Annotated in this window: 22 protein-coding genes; 2 read left to right on the top strand and 20 right to left on the bottom strand. The window is 60.0% G+C overall.

Annotation, left to right across the window (positions count from 1 at the left end; all coding sequences use genetic code 11):
* Window positions 1-96: 96 nt before the first annotated feature.
* The 17 genes from dtd to hutC form a co-directional block, all read right to left on the bottom strand.
* Window positions 97-534 carry a D-aminoacyl-tRNA deacylase gene (gene dtd / locus PspS34_RS01695; protein ID WP_057712378.1) on the bottom strand — a complete coding sequence of 146 codons (438 nt, stop codon included), beginning with the start codon at window positions 532-534 and terminating at the stop codon, window positions 97-99.
* On the bottom strand, window positions 531-1502 hold the full coding sequence (gene pip, locus PspS34_RS01690) for a prolyl aminopeptidase (protein ID WP_150811979.1): 972 nt from the start codon (window positions 1500-1502) through the stop codon (window positions 531-533). Before pip ends, dtd begins: the two co-directional genes overlap by 4 nt.
* A 288-nt stretch (window positions 1503-1790) precedes the next feature.
* A complete protein-coding gene (locus PspS34_RS01685) occupies window positions 1791-2993 on the bottom strand; it encodes a hypothetical protein (protein WP_154861200.1) in 1203 nt (400 codons plus the stop codon).
* 116 nt (window positions 2994-3109) lie between these two features.
* Window positions 3110-4015 carry an alpha/beta hydrolase gene (locus PspS34_RS01680; RefSeq protein ID WP_154861201.1) on the bottom strand — a complete coding sequence of 302 codons (906 nt, stop codon included), beginning with the start codon at window positions 4013-4015 and terminating at the stop codon, window positions 3110-3112.
* A gap of 161 nt (window positions 4016-4176) precedes the next feature.
* Entirely contained in the window at window positions 4177-5133 is a 957-nt protein-coding gene (locus PspS34_RS01675) for a choline ABC transporter substrate-binding protein (protein WP_154861202.1), read from the bottom strand.
* A gap of 264 nt (window positions 5134-5397) precedes the next feature.
* Window positions 5398-6201: an N-formylglutamate deformylase gene (hutG, locus tag PspS34_RS01670; RefSeq protein ID WP_154861203.1), complete on the bottom strand. Its 804-nt coding sequence runs from the start codon at window positions 6199-6201 to the stop codon at window positions 5398-5400.
* A gap of 10 nt (window positions 6202-6211) precedes the next feature.
* Window positions 6212-7417, bottom strand: coding sequence for an imidazolonepropionase (hutI, locus tag PspS34_RS01665; protein WP_154861204.1), 1206 nt, complete (start codon window positions 7415-7417; stop codon window positions 6212-6214).
* A gap of 17 nt (window positions 7418-7434) precedes the next feature.
* Entirely contained in the window at window positions 7435-8841 is a 1407-nt protein-coding gene (locus PspS34_RS01660) for an amino acid permease (protein ID WP_008002958.1), read from the bottom strand.
* Window positions 8842-8950: 109 nt separating this feature from the next.
* The gene (gene hutH, locus PspS34_RS01655) at window positions 8951-10483 is read right to left on the bottom strand and encodes a histidine ammonia-lyase (RefSeq protein ID WP_090452629.1); all 1533 of its coding nucleotides are present in this window, start codon (window positions 10481-10483) and stop codon (window positions 8951-8953) included.
* Between the two features lie 114 nt (window positions 10484-10597).
* Window positions 10598-12121, bottom strand: a complete 1524-nt coding sequence (gene hutH / locus PspS34_RS01650) for a histidine ammonia-lyase (RefSeq protein ID WP_154861205.1) — start codon at window positions 12119-12121, stop codon at window positions 10598-10600.
* A 142-nt stretch (window positions 12122-12263) separates the two neighbouring features.
* Complete coding sequence (locus PspS34_RS01645) at window positions 12264-13094, bottom strand: glycine betaine/L-proline ABC transporter ATP-binding protein (RefSeq protein WP_052961897.1); 831 nt, start codon at window positions 13092-13094, stop codon at window positions 12264-12266.
* Window positions 13091-13942, bottom strand: coding sequence for a proline/glycine betaine ABC transporter permease (locus tag PspS34_RS01640; protein ID WP_008058061.1), 852 nt, complete (start codon window positions 13940-13942; stop codon window positions 13091-13093). Before PspS34_RS01640 ends, PspS34_RS01645 begins: the two co-directional genes overlap by 4 nt.
* Before the next feature lie 70 nt (window positions 13943-14012).
* Entirely contained in the window at window positions 14013-14981 is a 969-nt protein-coding gene (locus PspS34_RS01635; RefSeq protein WP_057712388.1) for an ABC transporter substrate-binding protein, read from the bottom strand.
* Window positions 14982-15050: 69 nt separating this feature from the next.
* Window positions 15051-16520: a cytosine permease gene (locus tag PspS34_RS01630; RefSeq protein WP_057712389.1), complete on the bottom strand. Its 1470-nt coding sequence runs from the start codon at window positions 16518-16520 to the stop codon at window positions 15051-15053.
* Between the two features lie 164 nt (window positions 16521-16684).
* Window positions 16685-18367 (bottom strand): urocanate hydratase, encoded by a 1683-nt coding sequence (hutU, locus tag PspS34_RS01625; RefSeq protein WP_102672710.1) that lies wholly within the window; start codon window positions 18365-18367, stop codon window positions 16685-16687.
* A 497-nt stretch (window positions 18368-18864) separates the two neighbouring features.
* A complete protein-coding gene (locus tag PspS34_RS01620; protein ID WP_154861206.1) occupies window positions 18865-19434 on the bottom strand; it encodes a HutD family protein in 570 nt (189 codons plus the stop codon).
* On the bottom strand, window positions 19431-20141 hold the full coding sequence (hutC, locus tag PspS34_RS01615) for a histidine utilization repressor (RefSeq protein WP_173677901.1): 711 nt from the start codon (window positions 20139-20141) through the stop codon (window positions 19431-19433). Before hutC ends, PspS34_RS01620 begins: the two co-directional genes overlap by 4 nt.
* A 146-nt stretch (window positions 20142-20287) precedes the next feature.
* On the opposite strand from hutC, the gene PspS34_RS01610 reads away from it, so the two are divergent.
* Entirely contained in the window at window positions 20288-21652 is a 1365-nt protein-coding gene (locus PspS34_RS01610; protein ID WP_159389501.1) for a formimidoylglutamate deiminase, read from the top strand.
* A 122-nt stretch (window positions 21653-21774) separates the two neighbouring features.
* Here the strand turns inward: PspS34_RS01610 and PspS34_RS01605 are convergent, their stop codons facing one another.
* Both PspS34_RS01605 and PspS34_RS01600 read right to left on the bottom strand, forming a co-directional pair.
* Window positions 21775-22344: a lipocalin family protein gene (locus tag PspS34_RS01605; protein WP_057712393.1), complete on the bottom strand. Its 570-nt coding sequence runs from the start codon at window positions 22342-22344 to the stop codon at window positions 21775-21777.
* Window positions 22345-22374: 30 nt separating this feature from the next.
* A complete protein-coding gene (locus tag PspS34_RS01600) occupies window positions 22375-22629 on the bottom strand; it encodes a hypothetical protein (RefSeq protein WP_007975531.1) in 255 nt (84 codons plus the stop codon).
* Between the two features lie 281 nt (window positions 22630-22910).
* On the opposite strand from PspS34_RS01600, the gene PspS34_RS01595 reads away from it, so the two are divergent.
* Window positions 22911-24803 carry a methyl-accepting chemotaxis protein gene (locus PspS34_RS01595; RefSeq protein ID WP_202982166.1) on the top strand — a complete coding sequence of 631 codons (1893 nt, stop codon included), beginning with the start codon at window positions 22911-22913 and terminating at the stop codon, window positions 24801-24803.
* A gap of 117 nt (window positions 24804-24920) precedes the next feature.
* On the opposite strand, the gene PspS34_RS01590 is transcribed toward PspS34_RS01595, so the two are convergent.
* Window positions 24921-25523: a DUF924 family protein gene (locus PspS34_RS01590; protein WP_154861209.1), complete on the bottom strand. Its 603-nt coding sequence runs from the start codon at window positions 25521-25523 to the stop codon at window positions 24921-24923.
* Between the last annotated feature and the right edge of the window lies 1 nt (window position 25524).

Here is a 25524-nt window from a genome sequence, read left to right as displayed (position 1 = left end):
AGGCCGCGTTACAACGCATCAGGGGTAACAAAGTATTTATCGCGAAAAAGCCCTGTTTTCAGCCGAAATGAACGCAAAAACTTGTTTCAAGCGCTTTCAGGTCTGTAACAGGAAGGTTACCGGGCCATCATTGACCAGGTGCACCTGCATATCCGCGCCGAATCTACCTGATGCCACAGTGCCATGCACCTGTTTCGCTTTGCTTAATAGATAGTCGAACAGTTCCTCGCCCAACGCCGGAGGGGCCGCGGTCGAGAAACTCGGACGCAGCCCGTTTTTTGTATCGGCAGCCAGGGTGAACTGGGAGACCAGCAGCAGCCCGCCGCCCACATCCGCCAAGGACAGATTCATCTTGCCCTCAGCGTCACTGAATACCCGATAGTTAAGCAGCTTATTAAGGAGTTTGTCAGCGCTGGCCCGCGTATCGTCGGGCTCGACGGCTACCAGGACCAGCAATCCCTGATCGACGGCACCCACGATCTCGCCCGCGACCTCGACCCGCGCGCCGCGCACCCGCTGCAACAGGCCCTTCATGCTTCTTCAGGCGGCAGGTCGAGCAGACGCCGGGCCATCTGATTGGCGGCGCGTACCAGCGCGTCGGTGATGCCCGGCTCGGAAGCGGCATGACCGGCATCGCGGATGACCTGCAATTCGCTGTTCGGCCAGGCTTGATGCAATTCCCAGGCGTTATCCAGCGGGCAGATCACGTCGTAGCGACCATGAATGATCACGCCGGGCAAATGGGCGATCTTGCCCATGTCGCGGATCAGCTGATTCTGCTCCAGGAAGGCGTTGTTACTGAAGTAGTGGCATTCGATGCGGGCAATCGACAAGGCACGTTGTGGCTCGGAGAAGCGATCGACCACCATCGGGTTCGGACGCAGGGTCGCGGTGCGGCCCTCCCAGGTGGACCAGGCCTTGGCTGCGTGCATCTGGGCGATCTGGTCATTGCCGACCAGGCGCTTGTGGAACGCGGTGAGCAAGTCGTCGCGCTCGTCCAGCGGGATCGGCGCGATGTAGTCCTGCCAGTAATCGGGGAACAGGCGGCTGGCGCCGGCCTGGTAGAACCATTCGATTTCTTGCGGACGGCAGAGAAAGATCCCGCGCAGGATCAGGCCGTGCACACGCTCAGGATGGGTTTGCGCGTAGGCCAGCGCCAGGGTCGAACCCCAGGAGCCACCAAACAGCACCCATTTGTCGATGCCCAGATGCTGGCGAATCCGCTCGAGGTCGGCGACCAGATCCCAGGTGGTGTTGTTTTCCAGGCTGGCGTGGGGGGTCGAGCGACCACAACCGCGCTGGTCGAAGGTGACGATGCGATAAAGATTTGGATCGAAGTAGCACCGACTCTGGGCATCACAACCGGCCCCGGGGCCGCCGTGGATGAACACCACCGGCAAACCTTCCGGTGAACCGCTTTCGTCGACATACAGCGTGTGGGTCTCGTCGACGGCCAGATCGTGCCGGGCGTGGGGTTTGATCTGCGGGTACAAAGTCTGCATTGCGCACTCCGTAAGGGGTCGAGGTCATCCCTGGGGGGACTTCTATTATTCTGCCGTTGGGCATCATAAACCCGAATGGAGCGATGAGCATGTCCTTGGAGAGATTGAGGGCTCTGGATACCTGTCGCACTCAGGCTCGCGCCCGAAAATGAAGCCTGTGAAGGCATTCGTATGCAATAAAGAAAACCGCTATTTCAGCGCACGACTGAAACAGCGGTTTTTTGGAGCGTTGAGCCGCAATCCTGGTTCAGGCGCTATCGAATGATGAACTCAAGTACATCACCCATTCTACGGCGTCACAGTGAACTCAACGAGTACACTTGGCTCGGAAACAATGTCGCCTTTCTTCTGCCACGCTTTGATGCGATGAACTCCTGGGCCCCAAGTAAACGATGTGTACCACTTGTTATCCACCACTAATGCATCGTTCAACTTGACACCTCTTTCATCCAAAAGCTCGACAGTCGCTCCCACTTCGCAAATACCGTCGATAGCCATGCCGCCGATGGGATATGTGCCTCCTGATACAGGCACCCTGATCGATGGCGGAGGGGGCTTGACGCCGACCGGCTCAGTGGTGACAAAGAAGGGGACACGACGAGACGGAATCCTCTTTTCGGCTCCATCTTGCACATAAACCATCAGGCGTTCGAATTCAGGAGGACGAGAAGTAAATGGTCCGACGCGGCGGACCACCCAACGATTGCCCACTACATAACCTGTATATAATCCAATTCGAACAATCTCCACCTGGATAACACTCCCCGCATTCGAACAGGGCGTGCAGGTACCCTCCAAATCAAGATAACCTCCAAAGGGAACATTGACATTTTCGGCCTCAGGCTCCGTCACGGTCACTTCGATCCTGTCGTTCCCCAGTCCTACGCCAATCCAGCGCTCCGTCGGGTCAGACAACACGTTACTTACTGACTGTACGATTTTGATATAGACAACTTCACTACTAGTCCAGATGTGTTCAAAGGACCATGTGGTGCCGGTGACGCTGGCTTCCCCGATCAAGGTTTCGTCGACATCGCGGATGTACACACTCGCGCCTGGTTCGCAGGTTCCCTCGAACCGCACTTCCTGGTTGATTGGCATAAGGCTGTTGACGAGCGGAAGGGTTACCACCGGCGGGGGTACATTGGAGGACGGCTCGCGCACAATGATCTCGCGCACTGGAGTTGGATCTGAAATAGCAGCGTCGAGGATTTGCCGTACGTGGAGGCGCTGGACTCCAGGCACCATCTTTTCTAGCGTAAGACTCCAATTAGTCCCGATCGCCGGCACATCTTTCCATGTGGTATCAGGGAGGATCAACATCTGGACAACGGCACCTTCCAGGCAGGTGCCTGCGCAACGAACAAAACCTCCGTCGTGCTCGATACCTTCTTTTGGCCAGAGCATTTCGGGGGCAGGCGGTTTTGTAGCCACCGCACGTTCGCGAGAGTCCGCCGCACTATCCTTCGTATCCATGTTTGTACGTGCCATGATTTTCTTGCTCCTGTGGGCAGGCACGATCGCCTGCGTTCCAGAAGTGTTTTAACGTGAAGCAAAAAATTAATGACCTGTCAGAAATAACAGTCTCGACAAACGGTTGCTGTAGATCAGAGCTTTACAGCCAGGTATCCGAGCAACCTTTCATACAACACATCCACCTCGGCTACCTGCCCCCGCGCCCGCAAACAACCGTGTACCAGCCCTTCGCCGTAATACAGCGTCGCCGTCACACCGGCAGCGTTCAGTCGCTCGGCATACAGCACGCCGTCATCGCGCAACGGATCGAATTGCGCCACGGCGATCCATGCCGGTGGCAGTCTGCTGAAATCCGTGGCAAGCAATGGCATGGCGTAGGCGTTCGGATGGCGGGTGCCCTGCAGGTAAAGCGCGTGATAGCAATCGACGTCACTGGTGCTGAGTAACGGCGCGTCGATGCACTCACTGCGCGACGGCAGCCGTTGATCGCCGCCCAACCCCGGATAGATCAGGACCTGCGCGCACGGCACCGGCTCGCCGGCATCGCGCAGCGCCAGGCACAACGCTGCCGCGAGGTTGCCACCGGCACTGTCGCCGACCACCAGCGTACGCGCAGGGTCAAGTTTAAACGGCCCGGTGCGCAGTGCTCGCCAGACTTTGAGGCAATCGTCGAAGGCCGCCGGAAACGGATGTTCCGGCGCCAGACGGTAATCGACGGCAATCACCAACACGCCGAGGGTCGAGGCCAGTTCCGCGCAAATGAAGTCGTGGGAATCCAGATTCCCCACCACCCAGCCACCGCCATGTAGATAAACGATGCACGACGCACCGCTGGTCGCTGGTTGATAGGAACGAACAGCAACACCGGCCAACTCGAAATCGACCACATACAACCCGGCAGGGCGTGCAGGGGTAAATGCCCGGCACATCTCGCTGTAGGCCTGGCGCAGACCGTCGGGGCTGCCGTCAGTGCTGTTGAAACTGACGGTTTTCTCGACGAAAGCCGTCATCTGCTCGGAAAGTGGATAAGGTGCCATAAGACTGGTGCAAGCCTGTTCAGGTTTTTAAGACGTACTTATGACCTGTGGGAGCGAGCTTGCTCGCGATTGCGACCTGACAGGCAACATAGATGTTGAATGTCAGGGCGCCATCGCGAGCAAGCTCGCTCCCACAGGTTTTGCAAACATCTGGAAAGGTGTCAGTTTTTCAGACTGGCCTGAACCGTGGTCACGCCATCCTTGCCATCAAAACTGCTGACACCCGCCAGCCAGCGCTGGAGATCTTCCGGATGCTCGCGCAGCCATTTTTTCGCGACATCCTGAGCCGTTTGGCGCTCCATGATCGGCACCATCAACTGGCTTTCCTGGGCGGCGGTGAAGGTCAGGTTTTCCAGCAGTCGATTGACGTTCGGGCAGCGCTGGGCGTAATCCGGCGCGGTTACGGTGGAAACGGTCGCTGCACCTTCGTTCGGGCCGTACACGTCTTCGCTGCCGGTCAGGTAGGCGATCTGCATGTTGATGTTCATCGGGTGTGGAGTCCAACCGACGAACACCACGAACTCCTTGCGATTCACGGCGCGCTGTACGGCGGCGAGCATGCCGGCTTCACCGGACTCGATCAGTTTGAAATCCTTCAGGCCGAAGTGATTGGTTTCGATCATGGTCTTGATCGTGGTGTTGGCGCCGCTGCCCGGCTCGATGCCGTAGATCTTGCCGCCAAGCTGATCCTTGAATCTGGCGATGTCGGAGAAGGTCTTCAGGCCCGCCGCTGCTACATAGTCAGGGACTGCAAGGGTGGCCTGGGCATCAGCCAGGCTCGGCTTGTCCATGACTTTGACCTGATTGGCGGCCAGGAACGGCGCGATGTTTTTGTCCATCGCCGGTTTCCAGTAACCAAGGAAAATGTCCAGGCGCTTGTCGCGGATCCCGGCGAAGATGATTTGCTGAACGGCACTGGTCTGTTTGCTTTCGTAGCCGAGGCCATTGAGCAACACGTCGGCCATGCCGCTGGTGGCGATCACATCGGTCCAGTTGACCACGCCCATGCGCACTGTTTTGCAGGAGGCGTCGTCAGCGGCCAGGGCGCTGGTGCTCAGGAGAGCCGTGCCGCAGAGGATTGAGAGACAGCGGGCGAACAAACCTTTGGTGCTTGTCATAGAGAGCATCTCGTGCGGCAGCGATTATTGTGAGGTCGGTGTCTTTGTGCACCGTGGCCAGAACATTACGCAGCAGACGAGCGGTAAAAGCGACCTGTGGCGACCGTGTTTTGCACGGTGGCGACTGTTACGTCGCGCTTTCAAAATGAACACTTACCTGTGGGAGCGAGCTTGCTCGCGATGGCGGTGGATCAGTCGACATAGATGCAACAGACAGACCGCTATCGCGAGCAAGCTCGCTCCCACAGGGTTACGCGTCAGGCTTTAGCGCTTGTAGTGTTTTTCACCCCAGGCCAGCAAGCCTTGCAGCAACTCCTTGAGCACCAACCGCGTCGGTTCCGCCAGATCCGGGCGATAGCGGAACGGCTCGAACTCTTCCATGTAGGTGCACTGCCCCAACTCCAGTTGCACCGCGTGGATGTTCTCGGCCGGATTACCGTAATGGCGGGTGATGTGCCCGCCCTTGAAGCGCCCGTTGAGTACGTGGGTGTAGTTGTCGTGAAGCGCGCAGATCGCTTCCAGTCGGGTCGCAAGCTGTGGATCGCAACTGGCGCCGTTGAAGGTGCCGAGGTTGAAGTCCGGCAACTTGCCGTCGAACAGGTGCGGGATGATCGAGCGGATCGAGTGCGCATCGAACAGCAGCGCATAGCCGAACTCGGCCTTCAGTCGCGCCAGTTCCTGCTGCAAGGTGCTGTGGTACGGCGTCCAGATCTGCTCCAGATAAGTCGCGCGCTCATCGGCAGAAGGCTCCAGCCCTTCGCGGAACAACGGAATGCCGTCGAACAGCGTCGCCGGGTACAGGCCGGTGGTCGCGCCCACGTACAAAGGCTTGTCGTCGGACGGTCGGTTAAGGTCGATGACGAACCGCGAGTACTCGGCCGCCAGGGTGCTTGCACCCAGTTCCGCGGCGAAGTCGTATAGCTGCGGGATGTGCCAGTCGGTGTCCGGCAGGCTTTTCGCGTCAGGGATCAATCCGGCTTCGACCGCAGGCGTCAGGCGCACACCGGCGTGGGGCATGCTGATCAGCAGCGGTACGTGGCCTTGTTTGAAGTTCAGAACCTTATCCACAACAGATCTCCTACAGACTTGATTCGACGCCGTGGCGCACGACGCGTTTTTCCAGGTCGCCGCCCAGCCAGTAACACAGGTCGGCCGGACGATCGATTTGCCAGGCGACAAAATCCGCGACCTTGCCGACCTCCAGCGAACCATGAGTATCGGCCATGCCCAGCGCGGTGGCGGCATGAATCGTCGCGCCGGCCAGGGCTTCTTCCGGGGTCATGCGGAAGCAGGTGCAAGCCATGTTCAGCATCAGGCGTAACGACAGCGCCGGCGAGGTGCCCGGGTTGAGGTCGCTGGCGATGGCGATTTTCACGCCGTGCTTGCGCAGGGCTTCCATCGGCGGCAATTGGGTTTCACGCAGGAAGTAAAAGGCGCCGGGCAACAGCACCGCGACCGTACCGGACTTGGCCATGGCGATGGCGTCGTCCTCGGTCATGAACTCCAGGTGATCGGCGGACAACGCGTGATAGCGCGCCGCCAGGCTCGAGCCATGCAGCGACGACAACTGCTCGGCGTGCAGCTTCACTGGCAGGCCCAGTGCCTGGGCGGTAATGAACACCCGCTCGACCTGCGCCGGGGAGAACGCCAGGTACTCGCAAAACGCATCCACGGCGTCGACCAGCCCTTCGGCAGCCAGGGCCGGGAGCATGTCGGCGCAGATGTGATCGATATAGTCGTCAGCGCGATCCTTGTACTCCGGCGGCAAGGCGTGAGCCGCCAGGCAGGTGCTGCGCACGCTGACCGGCAGTTCGGCGCCGAGGCGACGGGCCACACGCAGCATCTTGCGCTCGCTGGCCAGGTCCAGGCCGTAGCCGGACTTGATTTCGATACTGGTAACGCCATCACGCATCAGGCTTTTCAGGCGCTTGGCGGCACTGGCGAACAGTTCATCTTCGCTGGCTGCGCGGGTGGCGCGTACGGTGCTGGCGATACCGCCGCCACTGGCGGCGATTTCCGCGTAGCTGACGCCTTGCAGGCGCTGTTCGAATTCACCGCTGCGGTTACCGCCGAACACCGTGTGAGTGTGGCAGTCGATCAGGCCCGGCGTGACCCAAGCCCCGTTCAAATCATTGACGGCCGGGTACTCGCCCGCCGGCAACTCACCGCGCGGGCCGATCCACTCAATGTGCGCTCCTGACGTCACGATGGCCGCATCCTCGATGATCGAGTAGACGCCTTGTGCCATGGTTGCGACGTGACAGTGTTGCCAGAGAGTTTTCATCCTTGGCCTCCATTAGGTTATCGATGAGAAAAAGTAGGATCCTGCGTCACCAGGGCTGCCTGGCCCGCCGCCGGTTTCACCCACGTCAGGTAAGCCAGCACCAGCAACACGATCCAGACCACGCCGACGATCAGCGCTGCCTGGGTGTCCGGGAAATAGCCCAGCACGCCGAAAATGAACAGCATGAAGGCAATCGCCGCCGCCGGCGCATAGGGCCAGAGCGGTACCGGAAACTTCAGTTGTGCAACCTGCTCGGCGCTCATGGACCGGCGCATGGCCACTTGGGTCACCAGAATCATCAGCCAGACCCACACGGTGGCAAAGGTCGCGATGGAAGCGATCAGCAGGAACACGTTTTCCGGGATCAGGTAGTTCAGCAGCACGCCCAGCAACAACGCGGCACTCATCACCACGACCGTCATCCATGGCACGCCATTGCGCGACAGGCGCGCGAAGCCTTTGGGTGCATGCCCTTGCTGGGCCAGACCGAACATCATGCGGCCAGCGCCGAAGATGTCACTGTTGATCGCCGAAATCGCCGCCGTGATCACCACGATGTTGAGGATGGTGGCCGCCGAGCTGATCCCCAGCTTGTCGAAAATCTGCACGAACGGGCTGCCCTGGCTGCCGATCTGCTGCCATGGAAAGATCGACATCAGCACCAGCATCGTCAGCACATAGAACAGCAGGATCCGCAACGGTACAGCATTGATCGCCCGGGGCAGCACGTGCTGCGGGTCTTTGGCTTCACCTGCCGTTACGCCGATGATCTCAATACCGCCAAACGCAAACATCACCACCGCGAACGAAGCGATCAGACCGCCCATGCCATTGGGCATGAAACCGCCGTGGCTCCAGAGGTTGCTGATGTCGGTCGCTTGGCCGGGGGCCGAGCTGATGCCGAACCACATGATGCCGAAACCACCCAGGATCATCGCGACGATGGCGGCGACCTTGAGCAGCGACAACCAGAACTCCATTTCACCGAAGACTTTGACGTTGCACAGGTTCAGGCCGCCAACGATGGAAACGACACCCAGCACCCAGATCCAGCGGGAAACCTCCGGAAACCAGAAGCCCATGTAGATACCGAATGCAGTGACATCGGCCATGCCGACGATGACCATTTCGAATGCGTAGGTCCAACCGAGGATGAAGCCCGCCATCGGCCCCAGGTAGGTGCTGGCGTACTGGCCGAAAGAGCCGGCCACCGGGTTGTGCACCGCCATCTCACCGAGGGCGCGCATGACCATGAACACCGCCGCGCCACCGATCAGGTAAGCGAGCAGTACCGCAGGACCGGCCATTTGAATGGCCGAGGCAGATCCATAAAACAGCCCGGTGCCGATTGCCGACCCCAGCGCCATGAAGCGAATATGTCGGGCAGAGAGCCCGCGTTTCAAACCTTTTTCTGGCTGTTGCATTTCTCGTCCCTAATTATTGTTATCCGACGCAAAATCGAATCGCTGGCAAGCCAGCTCCTACAGGTTCAACGCAATCCATGTGGGAGCGGGCTTGCTCGCGAAGGGGCAATTACAGGCTAGGCAGCAACTTCGCCGAAACCAGCTCGTTCAGGCAACGGGAAGCCAGCAACTCGCTCGCAGCGTTGATATCCGGTGCAAAGAAGCGGTCCTTCTCATAGAACGGCACTTCGTTACGCAGAATGGCACGGGCTTTTTCCAGTTTTGGCGAAGTCTTCAGACCATTGCGCAGGTCCAGGCCCTGGGCTGCCGCCAGCCATTCCACCGCGAGAATCCCACGGGTGTTCTCGGCCATTTCCCACAGGCGCTTGCCAGCCGCCGGAGCCATCGATACGTGGTCTTCCTGGTTGGCAGAAGTCGGCAGGCTGTCCACCGAATGCGGATGGGACAACGCCTTGTTCTCGCTGGCCAATGCCGCTGCAGTCACCTGGGCGATCATGAAGCCGGAGTTCACACCGCCGTTGGCCACCAGGAACGGCGGCAGTTGCGACATGTGCTTGTCCATCATCAGCGAGATACGGCGCTCGCTCAGGGAACCGATTTCAGCGATGGCCAATGCCATGTTGTCAGCGGCCATGGCCACCGGCTCGGCGTGGAAGTTGCCACCGGAGATCACGTCACCTTCAGCGGCGAAAACCAACGGGTTGTCGGAAACGGCGTTGGATTCGATCGCCAGTACTTCGGCCGCTTGACGGAACTGGGTCAGGCAGGCACCCATGACTTGTGGCTGGCAACGCAGGGAGTACGGGTCTTGTACCTTCTCGCAGTTTTCATGGGAGTCGGAAACTTCGCTGCGCTCGCCCAGCAGGTCGCGATAAGCGGCGGCGGCGTCGATCTGGCCTTTCTGGCCACGGGCAGCATGGATACGGGCGTCGAACGGCGAACGCGAGCCCAGGACCGCTTCAACGGTCAGGCCGCCCAGTGCCAGGGCACCAGCAAACAGGTCTTCACCTTCGAACAGGCCACGCAGGGCAAATGCGGTGGACACCTGAGTGCCGTTGAGCAGCGCCAGACCTTCTTTCGCAGCCAGAGTCAGCGGGGTCAGACCAGCAACTTTCAGCGCTTCAGTGGCTTCCATCCACTCGCCCTTGTAGCGAGCCTTACCTTCACCCAGCAGCACCAGCGACATATGGGCCAGAGGCGCCAGGTCACCGGAAGCACCGACCGAGCCTTTCAATGGAATGTGCGGGTAAACCTCGGCATTGATCAGGGCGATCAGCGCGTCGATCACCACACGGCGGATGCCAGAGAAACCACGGCTCAGGCTGTTGACCTTGAGCACCATGATCAGACGCACCAGCTCATCGCTGATCGGCTGGCCGACACCGGCGGCGTGGGACAGCACCAGCGAGCGCTGCAGGTTTTCCAGGTCTTCGCTGGCAATGCGGGTCGAGGCCAGCAGACCGAAACCGGTGTTGATTCCGTAGGCGGTGCGGTTCTCGGCGAGGATCTGTTCCACGCAGGCAACGCTGGCTTCGATCTGGGCCGAGGCGCTGTTGTCGAGGGTCAGTTTCACCGGCTGCTGATAGACGTCACGCAGTTGGGCGAGGGTCAGTTGGCCGGGAATCAGGTTTAGCGCAGTCATTTTTTTGCTCCTTTTGAGAGTTGTTATTAACTCACCAGACGCTCCGGAGATGTCCGTTGTCCGTCGCGTCTACCTTTTAGGGAGCCGCGCCTTGGCACGCTGGTGTTGTTGAAATCAGTTCAGGTCTGGAAAAGCGTTGTGCAGCAAAATCGGGTCTTTCAATACCGCGGCAGCGGCGGCAATGTCTGGTGCCAGCCAGCGGTCCTGGTCGTAGGCAGGCACTCGCTCACGCAGCAGACGCCAAGCGGTATCGGTGCCCGCACCAAAGCGTTGTTCCTTCAAGAATTCAAACGCCTGGGCCGCCAGCAAATACTCGATGGCGAGGATCTGCGTGCAGTTTTCCAAGGCGCGATGCAGCTTCAGCGCAGCGTTGGTGCCCAGGCTCAGGTGATCTTCCTGAAGTCCGGAAGTGACGTAATTGTCGAGGACTGCCGGTTGCGCCAATTGACGGTTCTCCGCGCACAGCGAAGCGGCCACGTATTGCACGATCATCATCCCGGAGTTCACACCCGGGTTGGCCACCAGGAAAGCCGGCAGGCCGCTGACGTGCGGGTTGATCAAACGGTCCAGACGACGCTCGGCGATGGAGCCGATTTCCGCCATGGCGATCGCCAGCAGGTCCGCCGCCATTGCCACGGACTGGCCATGAGGGTTGGCCTGGGACACCACGCGGTAATTGTCCGCGGTACCCAGCACCAGCGGGTTGTCGGTGGCGCCATTGAGCTCGGTTTCGATCTGTTTGATCGCGTGCACCAGTTGATCGCGCGCAGCACCGTGCACCTGCGGGATCGAGCGAATGCTCAGGGCATCCTGGGTGCGAATGCCTTTGCTCTGGGCGATCACTTCGCTGCCGTCGAGCAAGGCCCGAAGGTTGATCCCGACCTGTTGCATGCCTGGGTGCGGCTTGAGCGCGATGATCTCCGCGTCGAACGCATCGATCTGCCCGCGCTGTGCTTCGAAGCTCATGGCGCCGATCACGTCGGCCCATTCCAGCAGGCGCGTGGCATCGGCAATCGCCAGGCAGCTCAGGCCACTCATGCACGGCGTACCGTTGACCAGGCACAAACCGTCCTTGGCGCCTAGCTTGACTGTTTGCAGACCTTCTTCGGCCAGCGCTTGCTGCGCGGAAACGATCTGCCCGCGATAGCTGACATTGCCCACGCCCAGCAGCGCGATGCCGATGTGCGCCATGTGAGTCAGGTAACCCACGGACCCCTGGGACGGCACCTGCGGGGTGATGCCCCGGTTGAGCAGCGCCAGCAGCGCTTCGACGACCTGACGGTGCAGACCGGATTTGCCGTGGCTGTAGTTGACGATGGCCGCGCACATGATCGAGCGGGTCTGCTCGTCGGTCAGCGGTGCACCCACGCCGCAAGCGTGGCTGAGCAAGGTGTTGCGCGACAACTGGCTGAGTTGTTCGTCCTGCAGCGAGACGTTGCACAGCGCGCCCAGGCCGGTGTTGATGCCGTAGGCACGTTCGCCGCTGGTGACAATGCGCTGGACGATGGCCTGTGCGTTTTCGATGCGCGCCCAGATCGGTGCCGACAGTTCAAGCTGTGCGCCATGACGAGCAACGGCGACCACATCCTGCCAACTGACCTGCGACTCGGTGATAACGATTTTTTCAGCCTGGGACATCATTAACCTCATGCGTACAACCTGAATGTTGATGCAGCTCTACCGCCGCCTTCGCGAGCAAGCCCGCTCCCACATTGGAACGCGATCAACTGTGGGAGCGGGCTTGCTCGCGAAGAGGCCCGCCAATTCACTGCAAATCTCGTTAAACCACCGCCGCCCGACGCTGCACAAAGCGGTCGACATACTCATCCGCCGGCGAATGCAGGATCTCCCTTGGCGTGCCGACCTGGATCAGGCGACCGTCCTTGAGAATCGCGATGCGGTTGCCGATGCGCACGGCCTCGTCGAGGTCGTGGGTGATGAAAACGATGGTCTTGTGCAGGGTCTTTTGCAGTTCCAGCAACTGGTCCTGCATCTCCGCGCGGATCAGCGGGTCGAGGGCGCTGAACGCTTCGTCCATCAGGATGATGTCAGTGTCCGCCGCCAGGGCGCGGGCCAGGCCCACACGCTGACGCATGCCGCCGGATAGCTGGTGCGGGTATTTGTTTTCGTAGCCCTTGAGGCCCACGGTGTTGATCCAGTGCAGCGCACGCTCAGCGCACATGGCTTTGCTTTCGCCACGGATTTTCAAGCCGTAGGCGACGTTGTCCAGCACGCTCTTGTGCGGCAACAGGCCAAAGCTCTGGAACACCATGCTGATCTTGCGCCGACGAAATTCGCGCAGGGCTTCCATGTCGTATTGCAGGATGTCCACGCCGTCCACCAGGATCGCGCCGCTGGTCGGGTCGATCAGGCGGTTGAAGTGGCGCACCAGGGTCGACTTGCCTGAGCCCGACAGGCCCATGATCACGAAGATCTCGCCGCTGCCGATGCTCAGCGACAGGTCGTTCACGCCGACCACGCAGCCGGTTTCGGCCAGAACCTGGTCCTTGGTCTTGCCCTGGCCGATCATGGCCAGCGCATCCTTGGAACGGTTGCCGAAAATCTTGAAGACGTTCTTGACTTCGATCTTGCTCACGGTTGCGTTGTTCATTTGCTCACCTCATGCCGTGCGCGACCATACGCCTGTGTAATGCGGTCGATCACCACAGCCAGAATCACGATCGCCAGACCGGCTTCAAGGCCACGCCCGACGTTGAGGGTCTGAATCCCCACCAGCACGTCTTCACCCAGGCCACGGGCACCGATCATCGAGGCGATCACCACCATCGAGAGGGCCATCATGGTGGTCTGGTTGATCCCGGCCATGATGCTCGGCAGGGCCAGTGGCAGTTGCACGCCGAACAGTTGCTGCCAGCGGTTGGCACCGAAGGCGTTGATCGCTTCCATCACTTCGCCGTCGACTTGGCGAATGCCCAGATCGGTCAGACGGATCAGTGGTGGTGCGGCGTAGATCACCGTGGCGAAAATCGCCGGGACCTTGCCCAGGCCGAACAGCATCAGAACCGGGATCAGGTACACGAAGCTCGGCATGGTCTGCATGATGTCCAGCAACGGCATCAGCACCGAACGCAGTCGATTGCTGCGCGCCGAGAGGATGCCCAACGGGATGCCGATCAGCACCGAAATGACCGTGGCCACCATCATCAGCGCCAGGGTCTGCATCAGCTTGTCCCAGAGGCCGACCGCGCCCACCAGGAACAGCAAACCAACGATGACGGCGGTGGTCACAACCTTGCGGGTCGCGTGCCAGGCCACACCGGCCACGATCGCCAGCATCAGCCACCAGGGTGCAGCACGCAGCAGGCCTTCAAGATTGACGATGGCCCACAGCAAGGTGTCGGAGATGCTGCGGAAAACGTCGCCGTAGTTGGTAACCAGCGAATCGACCCAACCGTTGACCCAGTCGGCGATGGAAAAGGTAAAGCTTTCGGGAAACATAAGAGACTCTCAATCAAGGGGTTGCGATCAAGCGTCCGACTGCCGTTGCCGACAGCCGGAGAAGCCCAACCTACAAGGCCGCGTCGATTTTCTTGGCTGCGTCTTCGCTCACCCATGCGTGCCAGACTTCAGGATGTTCCTTCAGGAAGATCTTGGCCAGTTTTGGTGATTCGATCCGCTCTTTGGTCATGCGCCCAAGGTTCTGGTTCAGCAGGTCGATTGGCACGTTGACCTTTTCCAGCACGGCCACCAGTTCAGGCGCTTCGTCGTGGAACGTCTTGGACAAGCCGACCTTGATGGTCACTGTCTTGTTCACGCCTGGTTTCTCTTCGAGTTTCACCGCGTCGATCTGGCCCATCAAAGGCGTTGGCGACCAGTAGTAGAACAGGATCGGCTCGCCACGCTTGTAGCTCGACAGCACAGCGGCATCCAGCGCCGGGCCGGTACCTGGGCGGAAGTTGGTGTAGGTGCTTTCCAGGCCGTAGCTTTTCAGCATTTCGCTGTTGTCCAGCTCACAGGTCCAGCCGGCCGGGCAGTTGTAGAAACGGCCCTTGGAAGGCTCTTCGGCGTCCTTGAACACCGCCGAGTATTTGCCCAGGTCAGCAATGTTTTTCAGGTCCGGAGCCTTGGCTTCCAGCTTACGCTTGGCGTCGCCTTCGATCACGTAGCGCGGCACGTACCAGCCTTCGATTGCGCCAACAACCGGGGCGCCGACACCGACGACTTTGCCGGCCTTCTCGGCCTTGTTCCAGACTTCGCTGCGGCCGACCCACTCTTCGGCAAACACTTGAATGTCGTTGCTGCTCAGGGCGTTTTCCATGGTGATGGAGTTGCCCGGCAGGCTGTCGGTCTTGCAGTCGTAGCCTTTCTCCAGCACGACTTGCATCACGTCGGTCAGCAGCATGGCGCTTTCCCAGTTCAAACCGGCGAACTTCACCGGTTTGCCCGACTCGCACCAACCCGCCGCCTGAGTGGCGCCAGCGCTGGCCAGCAGGCCCATGGAAAGCAATGCGGTCAGCAGGGTCTTGTTCGATTTCATTGTTATGACGCTCCTAATCATGAATTGGCTTACGGCAGTCAAGAGGCATCCAGCCCTGTCCACGTCCAATCAGGCCTGCGCCGCAGCGCGACCGACATTCAGCTTTTGTTCGGTGATCGCGCCCTGCTCGACCGGCAGGATCAAACGATCAGGCACTGTGCCGTGCCATTTTTTTGCACACAGGTAATACAGGGCGGCGGGAAGCACCAGGCCGATGACCCAGGAAATATCCACATCACCCAGGGCCGCCACCAGCGGACCGGTATAGAACTTAGTGGAGATGAACGGCAGCTGCACCAGCACACCGAACACATAGACGCTGATACCGAGGAGGTTCCAACGACCGTAGCGACCATTCGGATCGGCCAGAGCCGGTACGTCATAGCGCTCGCGAGTGATGCAGTAGTAGTCCACCAGATTGATCGCGCTCCAGGGGGTAAAGAACGCTAGCAAGAACAGGATGAAAGACTTGAACGCGCCGAGGAACGAGTGCTGACCGAGCAACGCCATCAGGGTCGCAGCACCGACGATGACCAGCACGAAGACCAGACGCTGCAAGTGCGTCACCTTCAGGTCGCCACGGAAACCGCTGATGATGGTCGCAATGCACATGAAGCTACCGTAGGAGTTCAGCGTGGAGATGGTGACCTTGCCGAACGCGATGCTGAAGTACAGCAGCGCAGCAGTGGCACCGGTACCGCCCAGACCAACGATGTAGGCCACTTCGTGACCGGCGAATTGCCCGTTGGCCGAAGCGGCAGCGAACACGCCGAGGACCATCGCCACCTGTGCGCCAATGACCGAACCCGCACCTGCGGCGAAAAAGGTCTTCACCGAGGAAATATTGCTCGGCAGGTAGCGTGAGTAGTCAGCCACGTAAGGGCCGAACGCGATCTGCCAGGACGCCGCGAGCGACACCGCCAGCAGGAAGCTGCTCCAGCTGAAGTGACGGATTTGCAGGAGAGCGCCGACGTCGGTCTGGCTCATCAGGCGCCAGAACAGATAAACGAAGGCAATCACACCGATGACGCTGGCAACACGGCCGATCCAATGGATCACCCGATAACCGAGCACCGTGACCAGCACGATGACACTGGCAAAAATGAGGATACCGACGCTGTCGCTGACGCCAAACAACTGGCCCAGCGCCTGGCCGGATAACACGGTTCCCGTTGCGGTGAAGCCCAGGTACATCAAGCAGACCAGCACGATCGGGATGGCCGCGCCGTACACGCCGAACTGTACCCGGCTGGAAATCATCTGCGGCAGGCCAAGCTTGGGGCCTTGCGCCGCATGCAGCGCCATCACGCCACCACCCAGTAATTGACCGATCAACAGACCGATCAACGACCAGAACACATCACCGCCAAGGACCACGGCCAATGCGCCGGTGACAATCGCGGTGATTTGCAGGTTGGCACCCATCCACAGGGTGAACTGGCTAAACAGACGACCGTGTCTTTCCGCTTCCGGGATGTAGTCGATCGAACGCTTCTCGATCAACGGTTTGTTGCCTGCACGTTCGCTGTTAACAGCCATGGTTCAACCTCTGTGGATTGTTCTAATAGTTCACTGAGCGTCGTTGTGATCTGCTTTTCTGTGGGAGCGAGCTTGCTCGCGATAGCAATCTGTCAGCCAGCACAAGTGTTGAATGTGCCGGCCTCATCGCGAGCAAGCTCGCTCCCACATAAAGCCGTACAGCGTTACTTGCCGGTAATCATCGGCAGGTTCAGCCCTTGTTCCTTGGCGCAGTCGATGGCGATCTGGTAACCGGCATCGGCGTGACGCATGACACCGGTGGCCGGGTCGTTGTGCAGAACGCGAGCAATACGCTCGGCTGCTTCATCGGTACCGTCGCAGACAATCACCATGCCCGAGTGCTGGGAGAAGCCCATACCGACGCCGCCGCCGTGGTGCAGGGACACCCAGGTCGCGCCGCTCGCGGTGTTGAGCAGAGCGTTGAGCAGTGGCCAGTCGGACACGGCGTCGGAACCGTCCTGCATCGATTCGGTTTCACGGTTCGGGCTCGATACCGAACCGGAGTCCAGGTGGTCGCGACCGATCACGATTGGTGCGGACAACTCGCCGCTGCGCACCATTTCGTTGAACGCCAGACCCAGCTTGGCACGCAGGCCCAGGCCAACCCAGCAGATACGTGCCGGCAGACCCTGGAAGCTGATGCGCTCGCGGGCCATGTCCAGCCAGTTGTGCAGGTGGGCGTCGTCCGGGATCAGTTCCTTGACCTTGGCGTCGGTCTTGTAGATGTCTTCAGCGTTGCCCGACAGTGCCGCCCAACGGAACGGGCCGATACCACGGCAGAACAGCGGACGGATGTAGGCCGGTACGAAGCCCGGGAAGTCGAATGCGTTTTCCACGCCTTCTTCTTGCGCCATCTGACGGATGTTGTTGCCGTAGTCGAAGGTCGGGATGCCTTGCTTCTGGAAGTCGAGCATCGCTTTAACGTGCACGGCCATCGATTGCTTGGCGGCTTTGATCACGGCGGCAGGTTCGGTCTTGGCGCGAGCGCGGTATTCGTCCCAGGTCCAGCCGGCTGGCAGGTAGCCATTGAGCGGGTCGTGGGCGCTGGTCTGGTCGGTGACCATGTCCGGACGCACACCGCGCTTGACCAGTTCAGGCAGGATTTCAGCGGCGTTGCCCAGCAGAGCGATGGAAATCGCCTTGCCTTCTTTGGTGTATTTGGCGATGCGGGCCAGTGCGTCGTCGAGGTCTTTGGCTTGCTCGTCGACGTAGCGGCTTTTCAGGCGGAAATCGATGCTGACTTGCTGGCATTCGATGTTCAGCGAGCAAGCGCCGGCCAGGGTTGCAGCCAGAGGCTGGGCGCCACCCATGCCGCCCAGACCTGCGGTCAGGACCCAACGACCTTTGAGGTCATCGTTGTAGTGTTGGCGACCGGCTTCGACGAAAGTTTCGTAGGTGCCCTGGACGATGCCCTGGCTGCCGATGTAGATCCAGCTGCCGGCGGTCATCTGGCCGTACATGGCCAGGCCTTTGGCGTCCAGTTCGTTGAAGTGTTCCCAGCTCGCCCAGTGAGGAACCAGGTTGGAGTTGGCGATCAGTACGCGCGGGGCGTTGCTGTGGGTCTTGAACACGCCGACCGGCTTGCCGGATTGCACCAGCAGGGTCTCGTCGTCGTTCAAGTTGGTCAGGCTTTCGACGATCTTGTCGTAGCATTCCCAGTTACGTGCAGCGCGACCGATACCACCGTAAACCACCAGTTCTTTAGGGTTCTCGGCGACTTCCGGGTCGAGGTTGTTCATCAGCATGCGCAGCGGCGCTTCAGTCAGCCAGCTCTTGGCGGTCAGCTTGTTACCGCGTGCGGCACGGATTTCGACGTCGCGAAACTTGGTACGTTTATTCTCGGTCACGAAAAGAACTCCTCAGCAATCAATCCAAACCAACCCAGGCAGTGGGCGAGCAAGCCAATGGGCATCAGTGCACACCGGCGAATCAGTGGACGATGGTTGAGTCTTCGCGACTCATACACATACGTCTTTACTTGTACATACAAGCATATGCAATCAAGCGGCCAACTTGCTGGATGAGCATTCAAGAAAAATTCGGAAACAGCTGGAGAGCCCTTGGAACAAGGGTTTTGGCGTAGATGAAATTTTTCGAGAGGATTTTTTGGAGGATAGGCGGGTTGTTACTTGAGCGTGGTCTTGCGCCACACTGGGGCGTTCGGTAACAAGTTGGTGCGCGGACGGAAACGGTCTGAGGGGTAGCACAACATCGCGGGCAAACATGGCCCCCTGTAGGAGCCGAGCTTGCTCGCGATGGTCGTGAAGGATAACGCGTAGAACCAGATGCCCAGCGGCGAATTCGGGTTATTCGCGAGCGAGCTCGCTCCTACAGGGATGGTGTATCAGCGTGCGATGAGTTCGATCACGCAGCAAGCGCCATTGCTGGAGACTTCCAGCAATCCGGTGTTACCGACCAGTTGCAGGCAATCGTGGCGACCCAGTTGCGAAGCGCTGGTACCGACCTTTACTTCAAGCGCATCGCTGATGCTGAAGACCAGCACAGTCCCCGCCTCACTGAAAAACCGCTGCTCGCCCGACAACCACTGCAACCGCGCGGCGTAACGCTGCGGTGCGTAAATGAGGTTGAAATCGCGAATCGCACCGCCGAGCAATGTGCAGGAAACCTTGCTTTCACCGCTGAAGGCATACGGGTCCAGCGGTAACAGTGGCCGAGTATCCTGGCCATCCACCGTCAGGCTCATGCCGTCGCCCTGCAAAACAGTGATCACTCGCTCGTAACCGGCGAAGGTGGAAAACCCGCCCGATTCGCCAATGTCGGCAATCGACAGGCGCCAGCCAAAGCCATCCAGACCGGTGCCGGCATCGCGGGTGATTTCTTCGGTACTGCCGCCGCCGTTCTTCCACGGCATGCGCGGGTAATCCTTGGCGCGTAAAACTTTCAGCTCATTCATTTATGGAACCGACCTTCCAGACGATGACGGGAACCGGGGTGGATCAAGCGGGCGGCGGTCACCGGCTGACGGCCGGACCAGGTGCGGCGACGGATCAGCAGGCACGGCTCGCCTTTTTCAATCTGCAGCAATTTGCATTCGGACGACTCGGCCAGGATCGCCTCGACCACGTGCTCGCCTTCGGTCAGCGGCGCGACCTGGTTCAGGTAGGCGTAGGGCGTTTGCAGGGTGAAGTCCTGCTTGAGGTAGTCCGGCGCCACCAGCGCATTGACGAAACGGTCTTCGATTTGCACCGGAATATCGTTTTCGAAATGCACGATCAGCGAGTGGAACACCTTCTGCCCTTCGCGCATGTCCAGGGCCAGGGCGCGCTCGGAGCCGGCGGCCTCTTCTTCAAGGGTGATGACCTTGCAGGTGTGGCGATGACCGCGAGAGGCGATTTCATCGGCGATGTTGTGCACTTCGAACAAGGCAGACTGGCTTTTCGGCTCGGCGACGAACGTGCCGACGCCTTGCATGCGCACCAGCAGGCCATCGGCGGTCATCTCGCGCAGGGCGCGGTTGATGGTCATGCGGCTGAAGCCCAACTGGCTGACCAGCTCGCTTTCCGACGGAACGCGGTAGTGCGGCGGCCAGTTTCCACTGTCGATTTGCTGGGTGATCATTTGTTTGACGCGGGCGTACAAGGGCGCCGGACTGTCGCCCATGTTCGCGGCCAACGGAGAGACTGGAGGCGGAGTCGGCACGGTTAATCCTTGTTCGTTGAAAAGAGATTGCTAGCTTGCCGGAGTTTACCGGGCAGGCAAACGTCTGTATATGTATATACAAATAACACACGATGGGGTGCTGAACCATGTCCGCCTTCTTTGCCGAACGCGCGCTGCTGCCTAGTGGATGGGCCAACAATGTACGTCTTGAGGTCAGCGCCGACGGCGTTTTGACCCATATCCAGGCCGATTCCCATGCAGATGGCGCCGAGCGGTTGAGCGGTCCGCTGCTGCCTGGCATGCCGAACCTGCACTCCCACGCCTTCCAGCGGGCCATGGCCGGGCTGGCGGAAGTGGCGGGAAATCCGAACGACAGTTTCTGGACCTGGCGCGACCTGATGTATCGCCTCGTCGGAAAAATCAGCCCGGAACAACTCGGCGTCATCGCCCGTCAGCTGTACATCGAAATGCTCAAGGCCGGTTACACATCGGTGGCGGAATTTCATTACGTACACCATGACATCAGTGGCCAGCCTTACGCGGACCCGGCCGAACTGGCCCTGCGTATCAGCCAGGCTGCAGGTTCCGCGGGTATCGGTCTGACCCTGCTGCCGGTGCTCTACAGCCACTCCGGTTTCGGCGGCCAGACTCCGAACGAAGGTCAGCGTCGCTTCATCAACAGCACCGAAAATTACCTCAAGCTGCAATCGCGACTGCAACCGCTCCTGGCGCAGCAGCCGGCGCAGGCCCTGGGCCTGTGTTTCCACTCGCTGCGCGCGGTCGCGCCGCAACAGATCAGCGAAGTGCTGGCCGCCAGCGACAAACAATGCCCGGTGCACATCCACATCGCCGAGCAGCAGAAAGAAGTCGACGACTGCCTGACCTGGAGCGGTCGTCGTCCGCTGCAATGGCTGTACGAAAACGTCGAAGTCGACCAGCGCTGGTGCCTGGTCCACGCGACCCACGCCAACCCGGAAGAAGTCACGTCGATGGCCAGGAGCCGCGCCATCGCCGGCCTGTGCCTGACCACCGAAGCCAACCTGGGCGACGGGATTTTCCCGGCGGTGGATTTCCTCGCCCAGGGCGGCCGCATGGGCATCGGTTCCGACAGTCACGTGTCATTGAGCGTGGTGGAAGAATTGCGCTGGCTGGAATACGGCCAGCGTCTGCGTGACCAGCGGCGTAATCGTTTGTACGGCGCGGATCAGCCAATGGTCGGCCGCACGCTGTTTGATGCCGCGCTGGATGGTGGTGCCCAGGCGCTGGGGCAGCCGATTGGCGCTCTGGAAGTCGGTAAGCGCGCCGACTGGCTAGTGCTCGATGGCAACGACCCGTATCTGGCAACGGCCAGCGGCGACGGAATTCTCAACCGCTGGTTGTTTGCCGGCGGCGATCGCCAGGTGCGGGATGTGTTGGTCAATGGCCAGTGGGTAGTGCGTGACGGGCAGCATGCCGACGAGGAAGAAAGCAGCCGCGCCTTCACCCAGGTACTGCGCGAACTCCTGGGCTGACACAAAACAAAAATGTGGGAGCGGGCTTGCTCGCGAAGGCGGACTGTCAATCAACATCTCTGTTGAATGTGACACCCTCTTCGCGAGCAAGCCCGCTCCCACATTTGGATATGTGTCGACAGTTAGTTCGAGGTCTCGGCCATCTGCTTTTCCGAGGCCCGCCAGATCAGCCGCGTGGTGTCGTACCCCTGCTGACGTGCCTTGCTCAGCAACTCCTCACGCACCACACCGTTCACGGTCGGCGTGCGCGACAACAGCCACAGATACTTGCGACTCGGGTCGCCGACGATGGCGGTCTTGTAGTCATCGCTGACGTACAGCACCCAGTATTCGCCCTTCGCCGAACCCGGGATCAGCCTGGAAAACCAGGTATCGAACTCGACCCACAGCTTGTCGCTCTTGCCGGGCACCTGTGGATAAGCCGTGCCCTTGACCTCTTCCCATTGCCACTGTGCCGTCAGGCAGCGGTTCAGCACTGCGAGGTTGCCGTCGGGCTTGAGCGTGTAATGGGCTTCGGACTGCGCGCAGTCGCGCTGGAAGTACATCGGCATACGAGCCAGCTCGTACCAGGTGCCCTGGTAGCGCTTGAGGTTGACGCTATTGACCGTCTTGGGGGCCAATGGGTCCTGGCCAGACGTGGCACAGCCGGCCAACACCAGGCCGGCAAAAAGGATGATCAATAACCGCTTCATTATTTTTCTCCCGTGGGCGATCGCCCCGGTTTACTTCAGGCCTTGGCCGGAAAACATCAGCACTTTGTCACCGGCGAACTGCACGCTGATAAAGCTGTTCTTGTCGCCCCAGGTGCAGCTGGACATGCCGAGCGCGCCTGAACAATCGGCGGGTTTGCCCAACAGGGTCTCCACATCGGCCTTGGCCATGCCGGCGGAGAGCTTCGAGTAGTTTTCCTGATTGACCTTGCTGCAGGCAGCGAGCAATACGCAGAATGAAAGCAGGGCGATGGAACGCAACGACATGGTGAAACTCCGGGGGCGTAGGGGATTGGCATGGCTGCCAAGCTGAAGCTTAGAAGAGAAAACCCCTGTCAGGTTCCCTGCCCGACAGGCTATTTATCGGGCCACTCGTCTGCCTTTTGCCGAAAATCAGCCACTTTGCCTGTTTACCGGGTATTTCGTCGTTTTTCAGAGAATTCGCCTAATCTTTGGCGCCGTTCAGTCGACATAAATGCAACGCAAAGCCACGTCAGTGGCATTTGCTCCCTCATTTTGTAGAACAGCCCCTCTGCGGTAGCTCATCCATGACCAGAAACATGAAGTTCAGCCACAAGATTTTGCTGGCTGCCGCCCTCGTGGTGGCCGTCGCATTCGCTTGTTTCATCCTGTTCAACGACTATCGCCAACGCGAAACCTTGCGCAACAGTACCGAAGCCTCGATGCAGGAGCTCGGCAGCCTGACCACCAGCAACATCCAGACCTGGCTGGAAAGCCGCATGCAATTGCTGCAGTCGATGGCCCAACAGATCAACGCCGACGGCAATGCTCCCGCTGGCCTGAAACGAATCATCGACCTGCCCGCCTACACCGGTAACTTCCAGCTGAGTTACTTCGGTGGCGCCGACGGCGTGATGTTCTCGGTCCCGGCGGGCAACCGCGCGGCGGACTACGATCCGCGCGCCCGTGGCTGGTACAAGGCGGCCAATAGTGCGCAACAGACCATCGTCACCGAACCCTACATCGCCGCCTCCTCTGGCAAGCTGGTGATCACAGTCGCCACCCCGGTGCAGCACCTGGGCCAGATGATCGGTGTCGCCGGCGCCGACATCGACCTGTCCAGCGTCAGCGCGATCATCAACTCGCTGAACTTCGGCGGTCACGGCCATGCGTTCATCGTCGGTGCCGACGGCAAGATCCTGATTCACCCGGACAGCAAGCTGGTACTCAAGAACCTGACCGAGGCCTACCCCAACGGCGCGCCGAAAGTCAGCCCGGGCATGAAGGAAATCGAGATCGACGGCAAGCGCCAGTTCATCTCATTCACCCACGTCAACGGCGTGCCATCGGCGGACTGGTACGTAGCGCTGGTACTCGACCAGGAAACCGCGTTCTCGATGCTCAGCGAATTCCGCACCTCGGCGATCATCGCCATGGTCATTGCGGTGGTGATCATCTTCGCCCTGCTGGGCATGCTGATCAGCCTGTTGATGCAACCGTTGCTGACCATGGGTCGCGCCATGCATGACATCGCCGAAGGCGAAGGTGACTTGACCAAGCGCCTGACCATTCACGGCCACGACGAATTCGGCGCGCTGGGGCTGTCGTTCAACCGTTTCGTCGAGCGCATCCATACCTCGATCATCGAAGTATCCTCGGCCACCGGCCAAGTCAACGAAGTGGCGCTGCGGGTAGTCGCCGCCTCGAACTCGTCGATGTTCAACTCCGACCAGCAAGCCTCGCGCACCAGCAGCGTGGCCGCGGCGATCAACCAGCTCGGTGCCGCCGCCCAGGAAATCGCCCAGAACGCCGCCCTCGCCTCGCAACATTCCAGCGATGCCCGCAGCCTGGCCGAAGACGGTCAACAGGTGGTGGATAAAACCATCGCGGCGATGCAGCAACTGTCGGCCAAGATCAGCGACTCGTGCGGCAACATCGAGACCCTCAACAGCAACACGGTCAACATCGGGCAGATCCTGGAAGTGATCACCAGCATCTCCCAGCAGACCAACTTGCTGGCACTCAACGCCGCCATTGAAGCGGCCCGTGCCGGCGAGGCCGGTCGTGGTTTTGCCGTGGTGGCCGATGAGGTGCGCAACCTCGCTCACCGCACCCAGGACTCGGCGCAGCAAGTGCAGACGATGATCGAAGAGCTGCAAGTCGGTGCCCGGGCAGCGGTGGGCATCATGACCGACAGCCAGCGCCAGAGCGAAAGCAGCGTCGGCATCGCCAACCAGGCGGGCGAACGCTTGGGCAGCGTGACCCAGCGCATCGGGGAGATCGATGGCATGAACCAGTCGGTGGCCACCGCGACCGAGGAACAGACCGCCGTGGTGGAGTCGATCAACGTCGACATCACCGAAATCAACACGCTGAATCAGGAAGGTGTGGAGAACCTGCAGTCGACCTTGCGTGCGTGTGCCGATCTAGAGCAGCAGGCGGCGCGGTTGAAGCAATTGGTTGGTAGCTTCAGGATTTGAGGTGATGTAGCGGGCCTCTTCGCGAGCAAGCCCGCTCCCACAGTGGATCTGTGTCGTTCACGAATCCCTTGTGGGAGCGGGCTTGCTCGCGAAGACGGAATCAGCCGCAAAGAAGAGCTAGAAGCTTGATCCAGGCTTCGACAGAAACGCCAACTCCTCAGCCGTAGACTCCCGCCCCAACACCGCATTGCGATGGGGAAACCGCCCAAACTGCGCAATTACCCTCTGATGCCGTTCGGCGTAATCCAGGTAATCGGCAAACAGCGTTCGGTCACCTTCAGGCTGCTGCGCCACCAGTTCGATATAGCGCGAGACACCTTCGTTTTGCACCGCGAGGTTTTCGCTGTGCTCGAACACCAGATAGATGAACACCCGCTGAATCGGCTGCAACTGGCGATCGAAATCCGCCGCAATACCTTGGGCTACCAATTTCTGTGCGCGGGAATCGCCGGAGAATGCTTTGGGAGTATCGCGAAAGATCATTCGCGGGATTTGATCGAGCAACAGCACCAGGGCCAGCCAACCTTCTGGACATTGCATCCACTCGGTCAATCCGCCGGCCAGTGCCTGCTCGGCCTGGCCCCCGAAACGCTCACGCGCTTCGAGGTCCTGGCTGTCGCGCTTGCCAAACCACAACTTGCCCTTCTGCGCCGCCACTTCCTTCGCTGACCCGAAACTTCCGAACCACCAATCAAGCAACGGCTGCCAGGGCGCGGTCATG

This window comes from Pseudomonas sp. S34, assembly GCF_009866745.1.
Taxonomy (GTDB): Bacteria; Pseudomonadota; Gammaproteobacteria; order Pseudomonadales; family Pseudomonadaceae; genus Aquipseudomonas; species Aquipseudomonas jessenii.
Note: the sequence above shows the minus strand (reverse complement) of the source record. Positions and strands in the feature narration are given on the sequence as shown.